This window comes from Catenulispora rubra (assembly GCF_015356825.1).
GTDB classification, from domain to species: domain Bacteria; phylum Actinomycetota; class Actinomycetes; order Streptomycetales; family Catenulisporaceae; genus Catenulispora; species Catenulispora rubra.
Genome location: NZ_JAACYW010000224.1, coordinates 1 through 19,328 on the forward strand (window position 1 = coordinate 1; position 19,328 = coordinate 19,328).

12 protein-coding genes are annotated in these 19,328 nt (G+C 70.4%); 6 read left to right on the forward strand and 6 right to left on the reverse strand.

Going from position 1 to position 19,328, the window contains the following annotated elements:
• Nucleotides 1–171 precede the first annotated feature (171 nt).
• Together GWK61_RS39690 and eccB are read right to left on the reverse strand one after the other, a co-directional pair.
• Nucleotides 172–528, reverse strand: coding sequence for a PadR family transcriptional regulator (locus GWK61_RS39690; RefSeq protein ID WP_194916875.1), 357 nt, complete (start codon nucleotides 526–528; stop codon nucleotides 172–174).
• 86 nt (nucleotides 529–614) lie between these two features.
• Nucleotides 615–2,012: a type VII secretion protein EccB gene (eccB, locus tag GWK61_RS39695; protein ID WP_194916876.1), complete on the reverse strand. Its 1,398-nt coding sequence runs from the start codon at nucleotides 2,010–2,012 to the stop codon at nucleotides 615–617.
• 20 nt (nucleotides 2,013–2,032) lie between these two features.
• On the opposite strand from eccB, the gene GWK61_RS39700 reads away from it, so the two are divergent.
• Together GWK61_RS39700 and GWK61_RS39705 are read left to right on the forward strand one after the other, a co-directional pair.
• Entirely contained in the window at nucleotides 2,033–3,418 is a 1,386-nt protein-coding gene (locus GWK61_RS39700) for a hypothetical protein (protein ID WP_194916877.1), read from the forward strand.
• A 57-nt stretch (nucleotides 3,419–3,475) separates the two neighbouring features.
• Nucleotides 3,476–4,810: a M20/M25/M40 family metallo-hydrolase gene (locus GWK61_RS39705; RefSeq protein WP_194916878.1), complete on the forward strand. Its 1,335-nt coding sequence runs from the start codon at nucleotides 3,476–3,478 to the stop codon at nucleotides 4,808–4,810.
• 161 nt (nucleotides 4,811–4,971) lie between these two features.
• Here the strand turns inward: GWK61_RS39705 and GWK61_RS39710 are convergent, their stop codons facing one another.
• Both GWK61_RS39710 and GWK61_RS39715 read right to left on the reverse strand, forming a co-directional pair.
• On the reverse strand, nucleotides 4,972–6,561 hold the full coding sequence (locus GWK61_RS39710) for a hypothetical protein (protein WP_194916879.1): 1,590 nt from the start codon (nucleotides 6,559–6,561) through the stop codon (nucleotides 4,972–4,974).
• Nucleotides 6,562–6,694: 133 nt separating this feature from the next.
• Nucleotides 6,695–7,456: an SOS response-associated peptidase gene (locus tag GWK61_RS39715; RefSeq protein ID WP_194916880.1), complete on the reverse strand. Its 762-nt coding sequence runs from the start codon at nucleotides 7,454–7,456 to the stop codon at nucleotides 6,695–6,697.
• Nucleotides 7,457–7,594: 138 nt separating this feature from the next.
• Between GWK61_RS39715 and aroA the strand changes: the two genes are divergently transcribed.
• The 4 genes from aroA (at nucleotide 7,595) to GWK61_RS39735 (ending at nucleotide 12,865) form a co-directional block, all read left to right on the forward strand.
• Nucleotides 7,595–8,965 carry a 3-phosphoshikimate 1-carboxyvinyltransferase gene (gene aroA / locus GWK61_RS39720; RefSeq protein WP_194916881.1) on the forward strand — a complete coding sequence of 457 codons (1,371 nt, stop codon included), beginning with the start codon at nucleotides 7,595–7,597 and terminating at the stop codon, nucleotides 8,963–8,965.
• Nucleotides 8,965–10,032, forward strand: a complete 1,068-nt coding sequence (gene rsgA, locus GWK61_RS39725; RefSeq protein WP_194916882.1) for a ribosome small subunit-dependent GTPase A — start codon at nucleotides 8,965–8,967, stop codon at nucleotides 10,030–10,032. The genes aroA and rsgA overlap by 1 nt, the downstream gene beginning before the upstream one ends.
• Nucleotides 10,033–10,293: 261 nt before the next feature.
• On the forward strand, nucleotides 10,294–11,727 hold the full coding sequence (locus GWK61_RS39730) for a hypothetical protein (RefSeq protein ID WP_194916883.1): 1,434 nt from the start codon (nucleotides 10,294–10,296) through the stop codon (nucleotides 11,725–11,727).
• The gene (locus tag GWK61_RS39735) at nucleotides 11,717–12,865 is read left to right on the forward strand and encodes an ARPP-2 domain-containing protein (protein WP_194916884.1); all 1,149 of its coding nucleotides are present in this window, start codon (nucleotides 11,717–11,719) and stop codon (nucleotides 12,863–12,865) included. The genes GWK61_RS39730 and GWK61_RS39735 overlap by 11 nt, the downstream gene beginning before the upstream one ends.
• 245 nt (nucleotides 12,866–13,110) lie before the next feature.
• Here the strand turns inward: GWK61_RS39735 and GWK61_RS39740 are convergent, their stop codons facing one another.
• Together GWK61_RS39740 and GWK61_RS39745 are read right to left on the reverse strand one after the other, a co-directional pair.
• Nucleotides 13,111–18,081, reverse strand: coding sequence for an NAD-glutamate dehydrogenase (locus GWK61_RS39740; protein WP_194916885.1), 4,971 nt, complete (start codon nucleotides 18,079–18,081; stop codon nucleotides 13,111–13,113).
• Nucleotides 18,082–18,236: 155 nt separating this feature from the next.
• Entirely contained in the window at nucleotides 18,237–19,097 is an 861-nt protein-coding gene (locus tag GWK61_RS39745; RefSeq protein WP_323747964.1) for a tryptophan 2,3-dioxygenase, read from the reverse strand.
• Nucleotides 19,098–19,328 lie beyond the last annotated feature (231 nt).

The window sequence follows — 19,328 nt, forward strand, 5'->3', positions numbered from 1 at the left end:
CCCCATAACGTGCCCCGCCCCCGCGCGCCTCCTCCCGCAGTTCGGCGAGGGCCACCTCGATGTGGCTGCGCACGTCCTCCAGGAGCTCGGTGCGGGCGTGCCAGGGGAGGCGCGTTGCCTCGCGTTCCAGGTCGGTCAGGTAGGCGTTGATCAGTTCGTCTGTGGCCGTGCTCATTCCCCCACGCTCCCGTCTTGGGAAAGGAAGTACTCGACGCCGTCGCGGAAGCGGCTCCACTCGGCGGTGAACTCGTCCAGGGCCTTCACGCCGTCGGGGGTCAGGCGGTAGTAGCGGCGGGGTGGGCCGGTGGGCGATTCCTGCCAGGCGGTTTCGACCAGGTGGTCTTTGCGGAGGCGGGACAGCAGGGGGTAGATCGTGCCTTCGCTGGTGACCAGGGCGTCGACTTCGCCGAGTTCGCGCAGGAGTTCCACGCCGTAGCGCTCGCCGTCGCGGAGGAGGGCCATGACGCAGAACTCGAGGACGCCCCGCCGCATCTGGCTCACCGCCTTCGCTGCACCGCCAGGTTCCATGTGTCACAAGGTACTCGGTGTCGCAGGGATCGACAACCCGTTCGGGGAAGCGTTGAAAAGAAGCGGGAAAGGGCGGGAAGGGAAAGTCAGGGTGCCGGTTCGGCGGGCTGGCCGGCCTTGGCCGGGTCCAGCGGCGGCCCCAGCGGCACCAGCCGCAGCCACTCCGGCGGCACCTCGCACGAGGCGATCCCGTCGTACCCCAGCCGCTGCGCCGCCGCGCCGACCAGCTCGTACCGCAGGCCGGTGTCGGTCACCAGGTAGTCGGGAGCCGTCGCGGGGTCGCTGCCGGACTCGCGCACGATCGTCCCGTGCCCGGACCGCACCACCACCATCTCGCCACCCTTCCCGAGGGACTGCGGCAGCATCGGCCGCACCGCGACCGCCAGGTGCGCACGCCCCTGCTGGTCGAAGACCCCGGAGAAGGTCGCGCACAGGACCGCGGCGGCGCCGACGGCGCTCTGCGAGGCCGTCGAGAAGTGCGGCGGGACCGCCGGCCAGGACAGCGTCTGCGAGGCCGCCGTCGTCACCATCATGTCCGGCGTCACCTTGTCCGCCGTCAGCGTCGTCTCGGTGAACTTGAACTCCGCCAGCCGCGGGTCGCGCCGGTAGAGCTCGTACATCGTGGGCGTCACCGCCGCGATGCCGTCGCCGGTCACGAGGTAGTAGGCCGACACCGCGCCGCCAGGGCCAAGGGTCCGGCCGAACATGCCGATCCGGTTGAAGTTCGAGGGTGCGGGGCGCGGGTCGGGACCGCCGTAGCGGCCGGAGATGGTCGGGACGCCCAGGACGTCGCCCGCCGACAGGCCGCCCAGCCAGGCGGACGGGACCCGCCGCGGCTTCACCGAGGAGGTGCCGAAGGCCGCCGCGACCGACGCCCGGTCGCCGACCCGGTACTTCAGACCGTCCTCGATCACCCACTGCTCGCCGGACTCGTCCTGGACCAGCAGCGCGTCAGGGTCCGACAACACGCCCGGGGCGGTCGGACCGCCGACCGGGAAGCCGATCTCGACCGCCGTCTTGCCGGCAGGCGTCACGCAGGCCGTCCAGTCCTTGAGGTCCAGATTCGCGACGGCCGGTACGGAACTCGGCACCTTCGCCAGCCCGACCGCCGGTCCGACGTGCTGCAAGTAGGGCGCCAGCTGCGACGGCTTCGGCTGCGAGACCTTCGGCTGAGGGCCCAGCATCAGCTGCGCCGACGTGGAGTTCAGCACCGGGTGCAGCCGACCGTTGAGCATCACGTACTGCGCGCCGGTCCCGTCGGCGATCAGGTCCTTCTGCCACGCGACCTTCGCCCGCGGATGCAGATACCCCACGACGCCGGCCGTCCCCAGCGCGACCACGACCACGATCGCCGCGACGAACAACGTCCGGAACGGCCGCGGCACGCCCTCGCCGACCCCGCCCGCGCCCGGCCGCAACAGCGCCCCGATGACCCGGCGCCGCGAGAACTCGGCGGCGGTCAGCTGCTCCTTTCGCGTCGCCATTCCCCGTACGATACGTCCTCATGCGGACCTTCGCAGGCATGGGTCTGGTGCTGGCGGCCGAAGTCGCCGCGGCGGGCGGCCTGACCGCCGCCTGGCGCCTGCGGACCCGCCGTAAGCAGCCGGTCACCACGGCCGCCGACACCACCGCGGTGGCGTTGAGACTGGGCCGCGCGGGCGTCGCAGAGCAGGAAGATCAAGACCCGGACAAGGGGCGGGACCGGGGTTCCAAGACCCCCATCCCCGACCACGTCAGCGCGGTTCTGGAAATCGAGCCGCTGGACGCCGTCCTGCCTTCGGCCGATCCGTCGGCCCCGATCCCGTCGCACATCCTGACCAACCTGCGCAACGACCCGCTGCTCGGACTGGCCGACGTCCGCCTGCTCCAGCACATCCAGCCGACCGGTGCCGGGCTCCCCGAGCGCTCGCAGGCCGGCGCGTCGTACCAGAACCTCAACCAGGACGTCGCCCGCCGCCTCGGCATCGAGCCGATCCCGGCCGCACGCCTGACCTGGCTGGCGTTCCGCCTGGAGCTGCCCGGCAGCCACCGCCACGCGCTGGCCGCACGCGCCGCCGGACCGATCCTGGCCCGCGGCGGAGGCATCACCGGGGCACAGCGGACGCTCGACAAGGCAGCCCGCGCCGCGTCGGCGAAGCTGGCCCTCGCCAGCTACCGCACCATCGCGCTCGCGGACGACGACTACCAGCCCGGCTTCCGCAGCGACCTGGCCGAGACACACGAAAAGGTGAATGAGGACACCGGCCAAGGCGCCGAAAAAGCCACAGCAACTCCCGGCGGAGTGCTGATTGGCGTCGACCCGGCACACCGCCCCGTGACCCTCGGCCTCTTCCGCCGCACGACCCTGAGCGCCGCGGTCGTCGGCAGCCTGCACCTGGCCCAGATACTGGCTCTCCGCTGTGCGGCGGTCGGCGCCCGGGTGATCGTCGAAACCGCGCGCCAGGACGAGTGGGACCCGGTCCTCCTGCACTCCGGGCTCGACGCGGCGCGCCTGGCGGTGCAACCGGTCGGACGCCCGGTCGGCAATCCCGGATGGCCCGCGCCGAGCATGGCCAACCCGCTCCTCGTCCTGCGCGACTGCGGCGCCCGGCCGCCCTACGCGACGGTGCCGCGCGGGCCGTGGACGGCGGTCGTCACCCTGCTCCCCTACTTCGATCCGCGCACCGCCGGCTATCTGCGCGACGCCGATCTGGTGGGCCTGCAACGGATGCCCCGCGAGGAGGCGGCGATGGCGCGGCACCTGTTGGCGCTGCCCGACAAGGACACCGCCGCGCTGCCGGACCTGCCCGATCCGATGGTCCTGTGGCGCTCCCGGAAGCGGACCGTGCGCTTCTGCGAACTGGCCTCGACAACCTGGGAAGAAGCCTTCCTCGGCGAGCCCGTGCGCTGAGGCCGGCCCCCCTCAAGTCCGGGTCACAGCAAAGATCCGGCAGCGTAGGGTTGGAGCATGACGAGCACCGCGGACCCCGAAGAAGTCCCCTACGGCGAGGTCGTCGGCTTCCTGCGCGACCTCATCCGGATCGACACGTCGAACCCGGTCAAGCCCGAGCGCCCGGCGGCCGAATACGTGGCCGAGAAGCTCGCCGAGGCCGGCCTGGAACCCCGGATCTTCGAGTCCGAGCCGGGCCGGGCCAGCGTGGTGGCCCGGATCGAGGGCTCCGATCCGAGCGCGGACGCACTGCTGCTGCACGGGCACCTGGACGTGGTGCCCGCCGACCCCGCCGACTGGACCTTCGACCCGTTCGCCGCCGAGGTGCGCGACGGCATGGTCTGGGGCCGCGGGGCGGTCGACATGAAGGACATGGACGCGATGATGCTCGCGGTCACGCGCCGCATGCTCCGCGAGGGCCGCAAGCCGCGCCGCGACGTCGTGCTGGCCTTCCTGGCCGACGAGGAGGCCGGCGGCAACCACGGCGCGAAGTTCCTGGCCAAGGAGCACCCCGACCTGTTCGACGGCGTCTCCGAGGCGGTCAGCGAGGTCGGCGGCTACTCCTACGAGGTCTCGCCGGAGCTGCGCTTCTACCTCATCGAGACCGCGCAGAAGGGCCTGGCGTGGATGCGCCTGCAGGCCCGCGGGCAGGCCGGGCACGGCTCGATGATCAACGACGACAACGCGGTCACCGCGCTGGCCGAGGCCGTGGCCCGGATCGGCCGCCACGACTGGCCGGTGACCCTGACCCCGACCGTCACCACCTTCCTCACCGAGGTCACCGAGGCGCTCGGCGTCGACTTCGACCCGAAGGACCCGGCCTCGGCGCGGGCCGCGGTGGCCAAGATCGGCCCGCTGGCCCGGTTCATCGGCGCCACGCTCCAGCACACCGCGAACCCGACCAAGCTGGAGGCCGGGTACAAGGTGAACGTGATCCCCGAGCGGGCCTTCGCCGAGATCGACGGCCGCTTCCTGCCGGGGCTGGAGCAGGAGTACTTCGCGGAGCTCGACAAGCTGCTCGGCCCGGACGTCACCCGCGAGTTCTCGCACTACGACATCGCGCTGGAGGCGCCGTTCGAGGTGCCGCTGGTGGAGAAGATGATGGCCTCGCTGCAGGCCGAGGACCCGGCGGCGCGGATCGTGCCCTACTGCCTGTCGGCCGGCACCGACAACAAGACGTTCGGCGTGATGGACATGGGCCGGGGCGTGATCCGCGGCTACGGGTTCGTGCCGCTGAAGCTGGACCCGAGCCTGGACTTCGCGGCGATGTTCCACGGCGTGGACGAGCGGGTGCCGCTGGACGCCCTGGAGTTCGGCAGCAAAGTGCTCGACCGGTTCCTGACAGTAGCCTGATTCAAATCAGTCAGCGACGCGCAGCGTCTCCATAACGGGTGGTGGTGGGAGACGGGTGGGCGAAACCTTGAGCCGGCGCTCGATGAGAGACAGCGAAAGGCCCGGCCCCGTAAGCGATTCGGGGCCGGGCCTTCGCTGTGGTCTCAGTCGTGGTCGTGGTCTCAGTCGTGGTCCTGGTCGCGGTGGTGCTCGCGGTCTTGGTCGGGGGTGAACAATCCGTCGGCCTTCTGCGACCGGCGCCGTACCGGCAGGTCGGGTTCGGGATCGGTCAGCGCCAGATAGCCGCTGCCCGGCTGGAACGAGCTGAGCTGCTGGGTCCGCAAGTTCGGATCGGCGACCAGCGACGGGACCTGGACCGTGCGCCGGTGGTCCTCGTCGAGCGCCTTCGGGTCGATGCCCGACTCACCCAGCGCGCGGCGGCTGGCCTTCTCGTAGAGGTTCACATAGCCGCAGCGGACCGTCAGGCACTTGGCGAGCCGACCCGTGATGCTCTCGAAGAAGTCCTTGCGGTAGGCCTCGTCGGTGACCGCGGAGACGGCGAAGAAGAACGCGGAGAAGGTGGTCAGCAGGATCGCGGTCCGCAGCAGCGGCTCGGAGAAGTAGAGGTTGGATCCAGGAAGCCGCGCGGGAAAGCCGAAGAGCCTGCCTGGATCGATGATGCCCTTCCAGGTTTTCGCCTGCTCTTCGGTGAAGTGGCACATCGCCTGGATGTTTTCCACGGTGTGATCGCCGTGAAGGTCGACCTTGCACTCCGGCGTCTTGAGCCAGTCCGCGACCTGCCCGTTCGTCACCGCGAGCTTGCCCAGGGTCACGAAGTAGACGAACACGACCACCGACAACAGCAGGATCTGGATCACCTGCGTGAAGGCCAGCACGAACAGCATGTTGACCCGCTGCCGCCGGTCGGTCCGCAGCTGCGGCAGCTCGTCGTCGAGCTCGCCGACGTGCTCGTGCAGCGGCGTGTCGGCGGACGCGGCGACCACGGCCTCCAGGTGGTAGTCGCCCTGCAGGTCCTTGACCTCGCCGGGCAGCCGCACCATCAGGAACAGGAACGTGATCGCGGCGAAGAACAACGTCGTGTACCAGAGCTGGCTGCGATTGTCGAAGGACGAGGCGATGTGCCACATGTCCACGTTCAGGAACAGGAAGGTCCCGAACAGCGCGAGCATCGGCAGCGCCTTGCTCGCCAGGTTGCCCAGGTTCCCGATTTCCTCGAACGAGTGCCGCAGCGCCCACTTGAGCACCGGCAGGATCGCGTACGCGACCAGCAGGTACGCCAGGCCCAGCACCCCGATGCCGCCGGCGAAGTCCGCGACCACCGCGCCCCAGCCGGCCCCGGACAGCTTCCCGTCCACCGGCCCGAGCAGCACCAGCAGCGTGATCTCCAGCGGCCCGATCCGGCGGGGCCAGCGGTACCAGCGCCGGGGCTGCCGGACGAGGTTGGCGACCAGGATGATGACCAGGACCACTCCGAGGCCGATGGCCCCGCCGATCAGCCGGTCCTTCCAGGTCACCGTTTTACTGCTGAGCTCCAGTCCCATCTGGAGGACGACCAGGACGACGAACAGCGGCAGCGCGCGGGTGAAGACGTCGTCGGTGGCCTTGTAGTTCTCTATGAAGTGCGGCAGGCCGCGTTTGATGAACCATTTCTCGACATCGTCGAGGTGCAGGTGCGCGTCGGCCAGGGCGCGGCGTTCGTCGCGCTTGGCCGCCGTCGCACGCGCGCCACGGGACATGGTGGGCGTACTCACGGTCCCCCCGGAGAGTGAGGCTGTTGAAGTGGGTACTGATGAAGACCCGCTGATCCTAGAGCATGCCAACCCCCTGTCACACCGAGACAGAACCCTGTCTCAACGTTTCAGGGGCCGCACCGCCCGGCCTCCGCTACTCGGCCTCCAGTGGTACGACCAGCTCAGGGCCGTTGTTCCGCACCGAGTTCACCGCCGGGGAAACCGGATAGGTGTCCAGATGCGGATCGCGGCCGGCGTCCAGCAGACCGAGCAGGGCGTCGGTGTCGCCCTCGCCGGAGCCGTAGTCCGGGTCCAGCCACGCGTCGAAGTGCGCCCGCGGGACGATGACCGGCATCCGGTCGTGGATGCGGTGCAGCCCGCCGACCGAGGCGGTGGTGAGGATCGTCGCCGACCAGAGCCAGGCCGCCGGGTCCTCCTTGTCCTCGATCTCCGGATCGCGCCAGAGCTCGTACAGCCCGGCGAAGGCCAGGGCGTCGCCGGACGCGTCGTGGATGAAGAACGGCTGCTTGACCGGCTTCTCACCGGCCGGCTTGTACCACTCGTAGTAACCGTCGGCCGGGATGATGCAGCGGCGCTTCATGAAGGCGCGCTTGAAGGACGCCTTCTCGGTGATGGTCTCGATGCGCGCGTTGAACATCTTCTGGCCGATCTTGCGGTCCTTGGCCCAGGACGGCACCAGGCCCCAGCGGACCTGCTTGAGCTTGCGCACGGCTTCGGCACCGGGCTCGGCGTCCCGCGGGCGCCGCTCGATCGCGGCCACGACCGGATCGGTCGGGGCCACGTTGTAGTTCGGCTCGAAGGTCTCGACGACCTGCTCGAACATCTCCGGCTGCCCGATGCCGAGCTGGTCGGCCAGCTGCGAGGGATCGGTCTTCAGCACGTAGCGTCCACACATGTACCGAGCTAATCACGGGATGCCCACAGGAACCTCCTCCCCCGGCCCGGAACCGGCCGCGAAAACGCCCGCCCCGCGCGGCGTGGCCGGCATCCGTCACCGCCAGCGGTGATCGGGCGCACCGACTAGCCTTGACCCATGACCTCCGCCGAGAAGACCCTGTGGTCCGCGCCGTCCGCCAGCCGTCCCGTGACGGCGAACGTCCGGGTCCCCGGGTCGAAGTCGGCGACCAACCGGGCGCTGGTGCTGGCCGCGCTGGCCGACTCGCCCTCGACGATCACCGGCGGGCTGCGGGCCCGGGACTCGGTGCTGATGGTCGCCGGGCTGCGCGTGCTCGGCGTCGAGGTCGACGCCGGCGAGAAGCTCGCCGCCCCGGTGTGGCGGATCACCCCGCCGAAGCAGCTGCACGGCGGGGACGTCGGCGACGTGGCCCGGGTGGACGTCGGCCTGGCCGGCACCGTCATGCGCTTCCTGCCGCCGGTCGCGGCGCTGGCCGACGGCCCGATCTACTTCGACGGCGACCTCTACGCGCGCTCCCGACCGATGGGCACGCTGCTGCAGTCGCTGCGCGACCTCGGCGTACGGATCGACGACGGCGACCGTGGCACCTTCCCCTTCCTGGTGGAGGGCACCGGCACGGTGCCCGGCGGGCTGGTGGAGCTGGACGCGACCGCCTCCTCGCAGTTCATCTCGGCGCTGCTGCTGGCCGGCTCCCGGTACGAGCACGGGGTCGAGGTGCGCCACGTCGGCGGCCCGATCCCGTCGCAGCCGCACATCGACATGTCGGTGGAGTTCGTCCGCGCCGCCGGCGGCACCGTGGACGCCTCCGAGCCGGGGCGCTGGGTCGTCACCCCTTCGGTCCTGCGCGGCCGCGAGTGGAGCATCGAGCCGGACCTGTCCAACTCCGCTCCGTTCCTGGCCGCGGCCCTGGTGACCGGCGGGACCGTGACCGTCGCCGACTGGCCGGCCGCGACCACCCAGGCCGGGGACGCTTTGCGGCACCTGTTGCGGGAGATGGGTGCCCGTGTGGAACTCACGACAGCGGGGCTGACCGTCTCCGGCGGGGCCGGCGTGCACGGCCTGGAGGCCGACCTGCGCGACGTCGGCGAGCTGACGCCGACCCTGGCCGCGATCGCGGCGCTGGCCGACTCGCCGTCGCGCTTCACCGGCATCGGCCACCTGCGCGGGCACGAGACCGACCGGCTGGCCGCGCTGGCCCGGGAGATCAACGGCCTCGGCGGCGACGTCGTGGAGGAGCCGGACGGCCTGCTGATCCGTCCCGCGAAGCTGCACGCCGGCGTGTTCGCCACCTACGACGACCACCGGATGGCCACCTCGGGCGCGGTGCTCGGGTTGGCGGTGCCCGGCGTCGAGGTCGAGGACATCGCCACCACCGGCAAGACGCTGCCGGACTTCCCCGCGATGTGGGCCGCCATGCTGGGCGCCGACGGCGACCGCGACCCCGACGGCGCCCACGAAACCCCGGCCCCGACCGGAGCCCACAGCTGATGGCCGGCGCCGGCCGGAAGCTCGACAGCTACGACGAGACGGATGTGCGGGTTCGGGCGAACCCGAAGGGCAGCCGGCCGAGGACCAAGAGCCGCCCGGCGCACGAGGACGCGGCGACCGGCATGGTGGTCACCGTCGACCGCGGCCGCTACACCTGCCTGGTGCCGGACAAGAAGAAGAGCCGGACCGTGACCGCGATGACGGCGCGCGAGCTGGGCCGGCAGCGGATAGTGGTCGGGGACCGGGTGGGCCTGGTCGGGGACCTGTCCGGCTCGCCGGACGCGCTGGCCCGCATCGTGCGCGTCGAGGAGCGCCGGACGGTACTGCGCCGGACCGCCGACGACACCGACCCGGTGGAGCGCGTGCTGGTGGCCAACGCCGACCAGCTGGTGATCGTGGCGTCCTTCACCGACCCGGAGCCGCAGCCCCGGATGATCGACCGCTGCCTGGTCGCCGCCTACGACGCCGGCATGAAGCCGCTGCTCTGCCTGACCAAGGCGGACCTGGTCATAGCGTGGGAAGAGGACGCGGTCCTGGAGATGTACCGGCCGCTGGACATCCCGATAGTGGTGTCGGCGAACGCCTCGGGGGCCAAGGACCTCGCGGCGCGGCTGGCAGGGCGGACCTCAGTGCTGGTCGGGTCCTCGGGCGTGGGGAAGTCGACGATCTTCAACAAGCTGGTGCCGACCGCGTTCCGGGCCACCGGCCGGGTGAACGCGGTGACCGGGCGCGGCCGGCACACCTCGTCCTCGGCGCTGGCGCTGGAGCTGCCCGGCAAGGCCGGCGGCTGGGTGATCGACACGCCCGGCGTGCGCTCCTTCGGGCTGGCGCACGTGGACGTCAACCGTCTGATCGACCACTTCCCGGACCTGGCCGAGGGCACGGAGAACTGCCCGCGCGGCTGCCAGCACGACTCGCTGGCGCCGGAGTGCGCGCTGGACGCGTGGGTCGCCGAGGGGCACGCCGATCCGGCGCGGCTGAACTCGCTGCGGCGGCTGCTGGACGCGCGGCTCGGCGCGGAGGCGTGGGGCGCGTCGACCGGGTTGGCGGAGTCGGCTGAGAGCTGAAGCGGTCGCTGGTCGCCGGTCGCCGGTCGCCGGTCGTCAGTCGTCATCGAGGGCTGAGGCAGCCGCCGTCGAGGGCTGATCCGAACAAGGCGCAGAACCGGGCGCGGAGAAAATACCGACGTGCTCCGCACTCCCGTTCGCGTATCGTGAGGCGGGCCGGTCGCGGGACTTGTGACGCGACTTCCGGAACCTGCCTTTGGAGCAACGATTCGCAGTTCGCGCCTTCCTTCCCCGACCGGCACCAAGGCGTATGGGCGCGATGTGGTGGCGGCGGAGGACGTGCTGCTCTTCGTCAACGCGGCGACCGCCTCGACCGGGCAGCGGGAGTTCTCGGAGAACGCGGAGCAGCAGTCGATATCCCTGTCGTTCCTGCACGAGTACATGCGCGTCAACTACCGCGAGCTGTACGCCGCGACGCTCGCGCTCGGTATCAACGACCACAATGCGATGCTCGCGGTCCGTGGTCTCCTGGGGAACGCCCGGGATGTCTCTGCAGAGCAGAAGGCTATAGAGGGGCGCCTTATAGCGGCGACTCTTCTGCGGCTGTCTCCGCCGCGCGTGTTCCGTCTCTTCAAGGCGCTCCAGCGTGACGGCGTCAACAACCGGCGGACTCGCGCGATCATCCGCGACTGGATGACAGCTCTCGACAATCCGGCGTATCACGCGGTCAAGTACCGCAGTGGGTTCAAGGCCGGACTGAAGCACGCGCACGTCGACTTCGGCGACGGGGAAGTCCGTGACTTCCTGTTCGGGCCGCTTCAGCGCAAACCGTACACGACGCCGATCCTGGAGACGTGGCGGCAGGCGCACTACGACCGCAACGTCCTCTACAAACTCCCCTATACGGTCGCCGAGGGCTTCGCGGCTAAGCACGGCATCAAGCGTGAGATCTTCGTAGAGCGCATCGGCACGCAGATGACGCCTCTGGAGAAGCTGCGGGCTGACAAGGATCCGGCCGACCCGGTGGATCCGCTCGCGATACTCAACAACTACGCCAAGTACTGCGGACCGCAGCAGATCCCGTGGCTTACCCGGCTCGCCGTCCGCATCCTCGCGCTGCCGTTGGACGAGCGGGCCGCGCGGCGTGCCGAGCTCACCGAGGGCATGCGCCGCTTCGCACGGGTGGAGGCCGGGGACCTGTGCGGGACCTGGGGCCGCGTCACCGCGGTGCTCGACGACAGCTTCTCCTCGTTCGGGTCGCCGGTGAAGCGCCGGCGGCCGCTGGCCGTGGCGCTGGCGACGCATTTCCTGCTGGAGGCGCTGGCCGCGCCGGGGCAGTACACGCCGCTGTGGATGTCCGGGCGCGACGATCCGCTGCTGTCGTACCCGAGCGGTGCGACGCCGCTGGGGACGCGGCTGCTGGACGCGTTGGAGACCTCGCCGGAGCGGGTCGCCGTGGTCTCCGACGGCTGGGACAACAGCCCGCCGGGACTGGCCGGGGAGGTGCTGCGGGTGTGGCGGACGCGGCTGGATCCGGCGCGGCGTGTGGACATCGTGCACGTCAACCCGGTGTTCAACGCTGCCGGGCTGGATGTGCGGGCGCTGAGTCCGCTGGTGCCCTCGGTCGGCATCCGCGACGCCGAGGACCTGGTGCTGCTGGTCGAGCTGGCACAGTTCGCGCAGGGCCGGGTCGGGCTGCCGGAGCTGCTGGCGTATCTCGACGGCCGGGTAGGGAGGTTCCTCGGTGCGGATTGATCTCGACGGGCTGCGGACCGGGCCCGCACAGACCTGGGGTGCGATCCGGCTGGTACCGCTGCTGCGGGACCGGCCGGTCGAGGGCCTGCGGCTGCACCGGATCGCGTACTCGGAGGAGCCGCGCTGGAGCGAGGTGCAGCTGGGCTCGAAGCTGTCGTACTACTCGTACGTCCCGCACGGGTTCGTCGCCGACTGGGACCGGGACGGCGGCGACCGCGGTCAGTCCGCGGCATTCGGGACGCAGATCCTGGACGAGAGCAAGGACAAGCGCGGCAGCGTGCTCGGTATGCCGATGCAGATCCACCGGCGCATGACGCAGAAGCTGGGCAAGCGGCGGGCCCGCTTCCTGCCGCTGCACTTCACGATCGAGGGCTACCTCACGCTGCACTTCGGCGGGCCGGACATCGCCTGGCGCGAGTGGTCGGACCGGGTGCTGCGGCACGGGCTGTCGCCGCGGATGGAGGCCTCGTACCGCGGCGAGGCGGTGGCGGACCTGCAGGACGCGCTGAAGGTGTTCGAGATCCACGAGGGGCAGTGCGGCGTGCTGCTGTACGCGGCCGACGCGCTGGCGGCGGCGTTCGCGGTGCCGCATCCGGACGACTACCGCGAGCTGCACCCGACGCTGATGCTGGACCACTACGGCGAGCTGATCTACCAGTACGCGCTCATGATGCCGCCGGTGCAGGAGTTCCGGGCGAGCATCACAGAGGACGTGGACACCCTCGCCGAGCTGCGGGCCGCCGCCGAGGAGCAGAGCGCGCAGTGGGCCGAGTTCCACGACCGCGTGATGGCGAACGCGCTGCTGGACCGCGACTACACCGCGCAGCGCGGCTACACGATGGGCGACTTCGAGCTGGTGCGGTTCCGGCCGCACTTCAAGCCGGGCGAGGAGAACCACATCGGGGAGGCGATCACCGACCGGGCCGGCGCGATCGCGTACCTGAAGACCTACCGGCTCTCCGAGGCACAGGTCCGGCGCGGGTACCTGCTGGAGATGCTGGCGGCGAACGGCTGGCGACTGTCGGCGGCGGCGAAGGCGATGGGGACGACGGTCGAGGACCTGCGGGGGCGGATCCGGGCTGCCGGGTTCGAGATGATCTTGCGGCAGAAGGAGACTGCGACGGTGCGCACGGAGTGAAACAGTCGCCCGCCGCCAGCACCGCAGCACGCCAGCCTCACAACACGACAAGCACCAGCACCCCAGTCCGGCAGCTCGCCCGCCAGCGCCGCAGCACCGGCCTGACTCGCAGCGCAAGCGGCACAGCACCGGCCTGACAGGCCTAGTTCGCCAGATCGCCCGCCGCCAACTAGCTCCCCGCACCACACAAAAACGGCCGGGACACGCTCCCGCGCATCCCGGCCGTCAGCCGCAAAAGCCCGCAGCTACATCGACGTCGCCCGCAGTATGGCGCTGATCGTCCGCATCGCGACCGACAGTGTCGCCAGGTCGTACGTCTCCGTCGCCATGATCTCCTCGAGCACGGTGCGCGAGCGCTCCACTGCGGCGCGGTCCTTGTCGAGCCAGGCCTCGTAGCGCTGCTCCGGGGTGTCGTCCTCAGCACCGGAGGCCAGGAGGGCGGCGGTCAGGCCGGCGTGGGAGGCGTAGAGCTCGTCGCGGAGGGCGGCTCGGGCCATGGTCTGCCAGCGGTCGCGGCGGGGGAGGTCGACGATCTTCTGCTGGATGGTCGCGATGCCCATGCGGTCGGCCAGGTCGAAGTAGACGTCGGCGACGTCCAGGACCGGCTTGCCGGTGGCGCGGGCCGTCTCGACGATGTCCAGGGCGCCGAAGATGGACGACATGCCGGCCACCGCCGAGGCCAGCTCGCCGGGGACGCCGGCGATGATCAGGTCCTCGCGGTGCTCCTGGTAGCGGGTCAGGTGCGGGCCCTTGAGCAGCTTCGGCAGGTGCGCTGCGATGTCGCGGACGCCTTCGCGGAGCTGCTCGATCTGCGCCGGGATGTCCAGCGGGTGCCGGCGGTTCTGCAGGAACCAGCGGGAGGCACGCTGCGTGAGGCGGCGCACCTCCATGCGCATCGCGGTCTGCACCGCGGCCGAGACCTTGTTGTCCAGGTCCTCGACGGCAGTCAGGTAGCCGCCCATGTCGAAGACCTCGTTGGCGGCGCTGTAGGCGCGGGCGATCTGGTCGGCCGCGGCCCCCGACTCCTCGCGCATGCGGAAGGCGAAGCTGATGCCGGCCGCGTTCACCAGGTCGTTCACCACCTGGGTGGTGATGATCTCGCGACGCAGCGGGTGTGAGTCCATCAGGCCGCGGTAGGTCTCGCGCAGCGGGGTCGGGAAGTAGTTCGCCAGCCGCGTGACGTAGTACGGGTCGTCCGGGAGCCCGGAGGCGAACAGCTCGTCGGCCAGCACGATCTTCACGTACGCCAGCAGCACCGACAGTTCCGGCTGGGTCAGGCCGCGGCCGGCGGTGCGGCGCTCGGCCAGCTGCTTGTCGTTGGGCAGGAACTCCAGGTCCCGGTCCAGCAGGCCGTCCTTGGCCAGCCGGCGCATCAGCCGGCCGTGCGCCTCGATCAGCTCCGGGGCCTGCCACTGGGCGTTGGCCAGGGCGATGTTCTGGTCGATGTTGTCCCGCAGGACCAGGCGCGCGACCTCGTCGGTCTGCTCGGCCAGGACCTTGTTGCGCTGCTTGACCGTCAGGTCGCCGGCGTGGACCGCCTGGTCCAGCAGGATCTTGATGTTCACCTCGTGGTCGGAGGTGTCCACGCCCGCGGAGTTGTCGATGGCGTCGGTGTTGATCTTGCCGCCGGAGTTGCCGGGCCCGCCGGACACCGCGTACTCGATGCGGCCCAGCTGGGTGAAGCCCAGGTTGCCGCCCTCGCCGACGACCCGGGCGCGCAGCTCGGAGCCGTTGATCCGGATCGTGTCGTTGGCCTTGTCGCCGACCTCGGCGTGGCTCTGCGAGGAGGCCTTGACGTAGGTCCCGATGCCGCCGTTCCAGAACAGGTCGACCGGCGCCTTCAGGATCGCGTTCAGCAGGTCGTTCGGCGCCATCCGCAGCACCGAGGACTCCAGCCCCAGCGCCTGGCGCACCTGTGCCGACACCGGGATCGACTTCGCGCTGCGCGGGTACACGCCGCCGCCGGCGCTGATCTTGCCGGTGTCGTAGTCGGCCCAGGACGAGCGCGGCAGGTTGAACATCCGCTGCCGCTCGGCGAACGAGGCCGCCGCGTCCGGCTCCGGGTCCAGGAAGATGTGCCGGTGGTCGAAGGCCGCGACCAGCCGGATGTGCTCGGACAGCAGCATGCCGTTGCCGAACACGTCGCCGGACATGTCGCCGACGCCGACCGCGGTGAACTCCTCGCTCTGGGAGTCCACGCCGAGCTCGCGGAAGTGGCGCTTCACCGACTCCCACGCACCGCGCGCGGTGATGCCCATGCCCTTGTGGTCGTAGCCGACCGAGCCGCCGGAGGCGAAGGCGTCACCGAGCCAGAACCCGTAGTCGATGGCCAGGCCGTTGGCGATGTCGGAGAACGTCGCGGTGCCCTTGTCCGCGGCCACCACCAGGTAGGTGTCGTCGCCGTCGTGGCGCACCACGCCGGCCGGCGGCACCACCTCGCCGGAGACCAGGTTGTCGGTGATGTCCAGCAGACCGCTGATGAAGGTCTTGTAGCTGGACACGCCCTCGGCCAGCCAGGCGTCGCGGTCCGCCGACGGGTCCGGAAGGTTCTTGGCGTAGAACCCGCCCTTGGAGCCGACCGGCACGATCACCGAGTTCTTCACCATCTGCGCCTTGACCAGGCCCAGGATCTCGGTGCGGAAGTCCTCGCGGCGGTCGGACCAGCGCAGGCCGCCGCGCGCCACCTTGCCGAAGCGCAGGTGCACGCCCTCGACCTGCGGGGAGTAGACCCAGATCTCGAACTTGGGCAGCGGGGCCGGCAGGTCCGGGACCGCGTGCGGGTCGAGCTTGAAGGACACGTACGGCTTGGGCTCGCCGTCGGCCCCGGTCTGGAAGTAGTTCGTGCGCAGCGTGGCCTGGATGACCTTGAGCAGCGAACGCAGGATGCGGTCCTCGTCCAGGGACTGCACGTTGTCCAGCGCGCCCTCGATCTCCTCGACGATGCTCTCCCACAGCTCCGGCGTCTCGTGCGAGTACGCCGGGGAGAACTTCGCCTCGAACAGCTTCACCAGCAGGCGGGCCACCCGGCGGTTGTTCGCGACCACGTTCTCCACCAGCTCCTGGCTGGAGGTCATGCCGCCCTGGCGCAGGTACTTCACGTACGCGCGCAGGATCACCACCTGCCGCCAGGTCAGACCGGCCAGCGGGACCAGGGTGTTGAAGCGGTCGTTCTCGGCCCGGCCGGTCCAGATCGCGGTGAACGCCTCCTGGAAGCGCGTGCGCGCGGCCTCGTCCATGCCGTACTCGGCGATCGAGCCCGGGTCGCAGCGCAGCCCGAAGTCGTAGATGCGCGAGTCCGGCTGGTTCGGGGTGTCGATCTCCAGGTCGTACGGGAACTCGTCGACCACCTCGACGCCCATGCGCTGGAACACCGGCAACACCTCGGCCAGCGAGACCGAGGACCCGACGCGGTAGATGCGGAAGCGGCGGTCGCCCGGAGCCGAGTCGACCTCCTCGTACAGCCGCACCGCGCTGCCCTCGCCGGAGGCCTTGAGCCCTTCCAGGACCTTGACGTCGGCGACGGCCATCTCGGGCCGCTCCTCGGCCTTGTACGACTCCGGCAGCGCCGCGCCGTAGGCCTCGCGCAGCTCCCGCGCCTGCGCCTCGCCGAAGTCGCCGAGCAGGGCGTCGGAGAAGTCGTCGTCCCAGGTGCGGGTGGCGGCGGCCAGCTTGGCCTCGATGGCGTCGGCGTCCGCGTCGACCAGCGTGGTGCCGGGGGCGACGCGCACCACGAAGTGCAGCCGGGTCAGCACCGACTCGGTGTTGCGCACCGTGTAGTCGATGACCGCGCCGTTCAGCTCGCGCATCAGGATTTCCTGCATGTGCAGGCGAGTAGAGGTGTCGTAGCGGTCTCGCGGCAGGTACACCAGCGCCGAGTAGAACCGGCCGTAGGCCTCCTTGCGCAGGAACAGCCGCAGCCGGCGGCGCTCCTGCAGCTGCGAGACCGCGATCGAGATCTCGGCCAGCTCCTGGGTCGGGATCTGGAACAGCTCGTCGCGCGGGTAGGTCTCCAGGATCTGGAGCAGTTCCTTGCCCGAGAAGGAGTTCTGGTCGAACCCGGACTCGGCGATCACGGCGCGCACCTTGCGCTGCACGACCGGGATGCGCAGAACCGACTCGGTGTAGGCGGGGGCGGCGAACAGGCCGAGGAAGCGGCGCTCGCCGACCACGTTGCCGTCGGCGTCGAACTTCTTCACGCCGACGTAGTCCAGGTAGGCCGGACGGTGCACGGTGGACCGGGTGTTGGCCTTGGTCAGCACCAGCAGCCGGGCCTCGCGGGCCTTGGCCCGGGCGTCCGGGCCGAGCTTGGAGAAGCTCTGCGACATCGGCTGGTCGGCGCGCAGGATGCCCAGACCCGTACCGGGGACGGCGCGCAGAGTCTCCTCGCCGCCGTCGTCGGTCGTCAGGTCGTACTCGCGGTAGCCCAGGAACGCGAAGTGGTCCTCGGCCAGCCAGCGCAGCAGGTCCGAGGCGTCGGACAGCTCCTCGGTGCGCACCGGCGGCTTGTGCTGGTCCGAGGCCGGGTGCAGGTCCTCGGCCAGGGACAGCGCGGTGGCCCGCATCTTCGGCCAGTCCTCGACCGCCTCGCGCACGTCGCGCAGCACCCGCTGCAGGTCGGCCTCGATCTCGGAGTACCGCGTGCCGTCGGCGTCCTCGCGCGGGGACAGCCGGTCGATCTCGATGTGGATCCAGGACTCCACGGTCACGTCCGGACCGGACTTGTCCTGGTCCGGGGCCAGGATCTCCAGCAGGTCGCCGGCCAGGTCGCGGCGGACGTGCATGACCGGGTGGATGATCACGTGGATCCCGCGGTCCTGCCGGGAGAGCTCGGAGGTGACCGAGTCCACCAGGAACGGCATGTCGTCGGTGATGATCTCGACCACGGTGTGCCCGCTGGACCAGCCGGTGGTCTCCACGGTCGGGGTGTGCGCCCGCACCTTCGCCGTGCCCTGCGGCCGGGAGGCGGCCAGCGCGGCGTGCGACAGCGCCGCCGAGCGGATGTCCTTGGCCGCGGTGCCGATCACATCCTCGGGGGCCGCGTGGCGGTAGTACTCGTCGAGGTACGCCTCCATGGCGCCGTCGCCGCGAGCCGGCATCAGGACCGCCGCGGACGCGCCGCCCCCGGCGTCGGTGGCGGGTTTGGCCGCCTGGCTCAGCAGGTCGGCCTTCGCCTGATCGAGCTTGCCCAGTTTCGCACCCGTATACGTGCTCTGCATGGCCGTGTGAACTCTATTCTGTCGCGCGCCGTTGCGTGACTAAGTGGTTTCCGAGGGGACTCGCGGTACTGCGTGTGAAGTTGTCGGGCCGAACCGGCGCGCTGGAGGTCATACACAGAGAGACGACAGACACGCCGAAAAGTCACCATCACCGTCTAGAGGAAACTTCTGAGCTCCCACAGGAGTGGGAAGTAGTGCAGCCCCAGACGGGAGCGCAGGTAGGGGGCGCCGGTCGAGCCGCCGGTGCCGGACTTGGTGCCGATCTGGCGCTCGACCATGGTCACGTGCCGGGCCCGCCACAGCGCGGCGGCCTCGTCGTGGTCCAGCAGCGCCTCGGACAGCTCCCACAGCTCGCCGTGACCGTCACGGTTGTGGGCCACCTTGACCAGCGAGTCGCGCAGTTCGTCCTCCGAGGAGGCGGGCAGTCCCGTGGCGGCGACGGCGTGCACGAAGCCGTCCCACAGGCTCGGCGCCTCCAGCCGGGCGGCCAGCCGCTTCTGCTCGGCCTCGGTCAGGCCGCGGAAGCGCTTGAGGTAGGTCGGGTCCTTCGCGCCGGAGGCGAACTCCAGCTCGCGGAACTGCGCGGACTGGAAGCCGGAGGCCGGGGACAGCAGCTCGCGGAAGACCAGGAAGTCCTGCGGGGTCATGGTCTCCAGGACCGCGATCTGGCGGATCAGCACGTCCTCGATGGTGGCGACGCGCTTGAGGAGATGTTTGGCCCACCACAGCCGCCCCGCCAACATCGCCTCGGTGGCGGCGTCGACTTCGTGCAGGAGCTGTTTGAACCACAGCTCGTACACCTGGTGGATGGTGATGAACAGGAGTTCGTCGTGTGCCGGCGGATCCGACTCCAGGACTTGGGCGGACAGCAGCTGCTCCAGCCGGAGGTACGAGCCGTAGGTCAGCTTCGCCCCCTCCTCGCCGAAGTGATGGCTGGTGACCGTCTCGTCACCGAAATCGGAGGATGCGCCCACAGGACAGCCGACGACGCTGTCGGCTGACGGTTCTTTCGTCACGCCTGCCAGGCTACCGCCGCGCGGGCGGGGCTCACGGCCGGTTTGAGATGACAGAAAGGCAGCTGTTCGGCAATCTGCTGTACACCTTGGCCAGACCTGCGGGGTCTCCACACCAAAGCGGCGGGACTTGCCACCCGGCGACGGTTCGGCCCGATGGTGTCAAGTCCGGGGAAGTCCGGATGACGCGCTGTGGCGCGGCTTCGCCGAAGCGAAACCGCGCCACCCCCCGAT

Bases quoted from the DNA above. Each gene is read 5' to 3' on its own strand.
- GWK61_RS39690 (WP_194916875.1), bottom strand. From the start codon at position 528: ATGGAACCTGGCGGTGCAGCGAAGGCGGTGAGCCAGATGCGGCGGGGC.
- GWK61_RS39715 (WP_194916880.1), bottom strand. From the start codon at position 7,456: ATGTGTGGACGCTACGTGCTGAAGACCGATCCCTCGCAGCTGGCCGAC.
- aroA (WP_194916881.1), top strand. From the start codon at position 7,595: ATGACCTCCGCCGAGAAGACCCTGTGGTCCGCGCCGTCCGCCAGCCGT.
- GWK61_RS39705 (WP_194916878.1), top strand. From the start codon at position 3,476: ATGACGAGCACCGCGGACCCCGAAGAAGTCCCCTACGGCGAGGTCGTC.
- GWK61_RS39700 (WP_194916877.1), top strand. From the start codon at position 2,033: ATGCGGACCTTCGCAGGCATGGGTCTGGTGCTGGCGGCCGAAGTCGCC.
- rsgA (WP_194916882.1), top strand. From the start codon at position 8,965: ATGGCCGGCGCCGGCCGGAAGCTCGACAGCTACGACGAGACGGATGTG.
- eccB (WP_194916876.1), bottom strand. From the start codon at position 2,012: ATGGCGACGCGAAAGGAGCAGCTGACCGCCGCCGAGTTCTCGCGGCGC.
- GWK61_RS39740 (WP_194916885.1), bottom strand. From the start codon at position 18,081: ATGCAGAGCACGTATACGGGTGCGAAACTGGGCAAGCTCGATCAGGCG.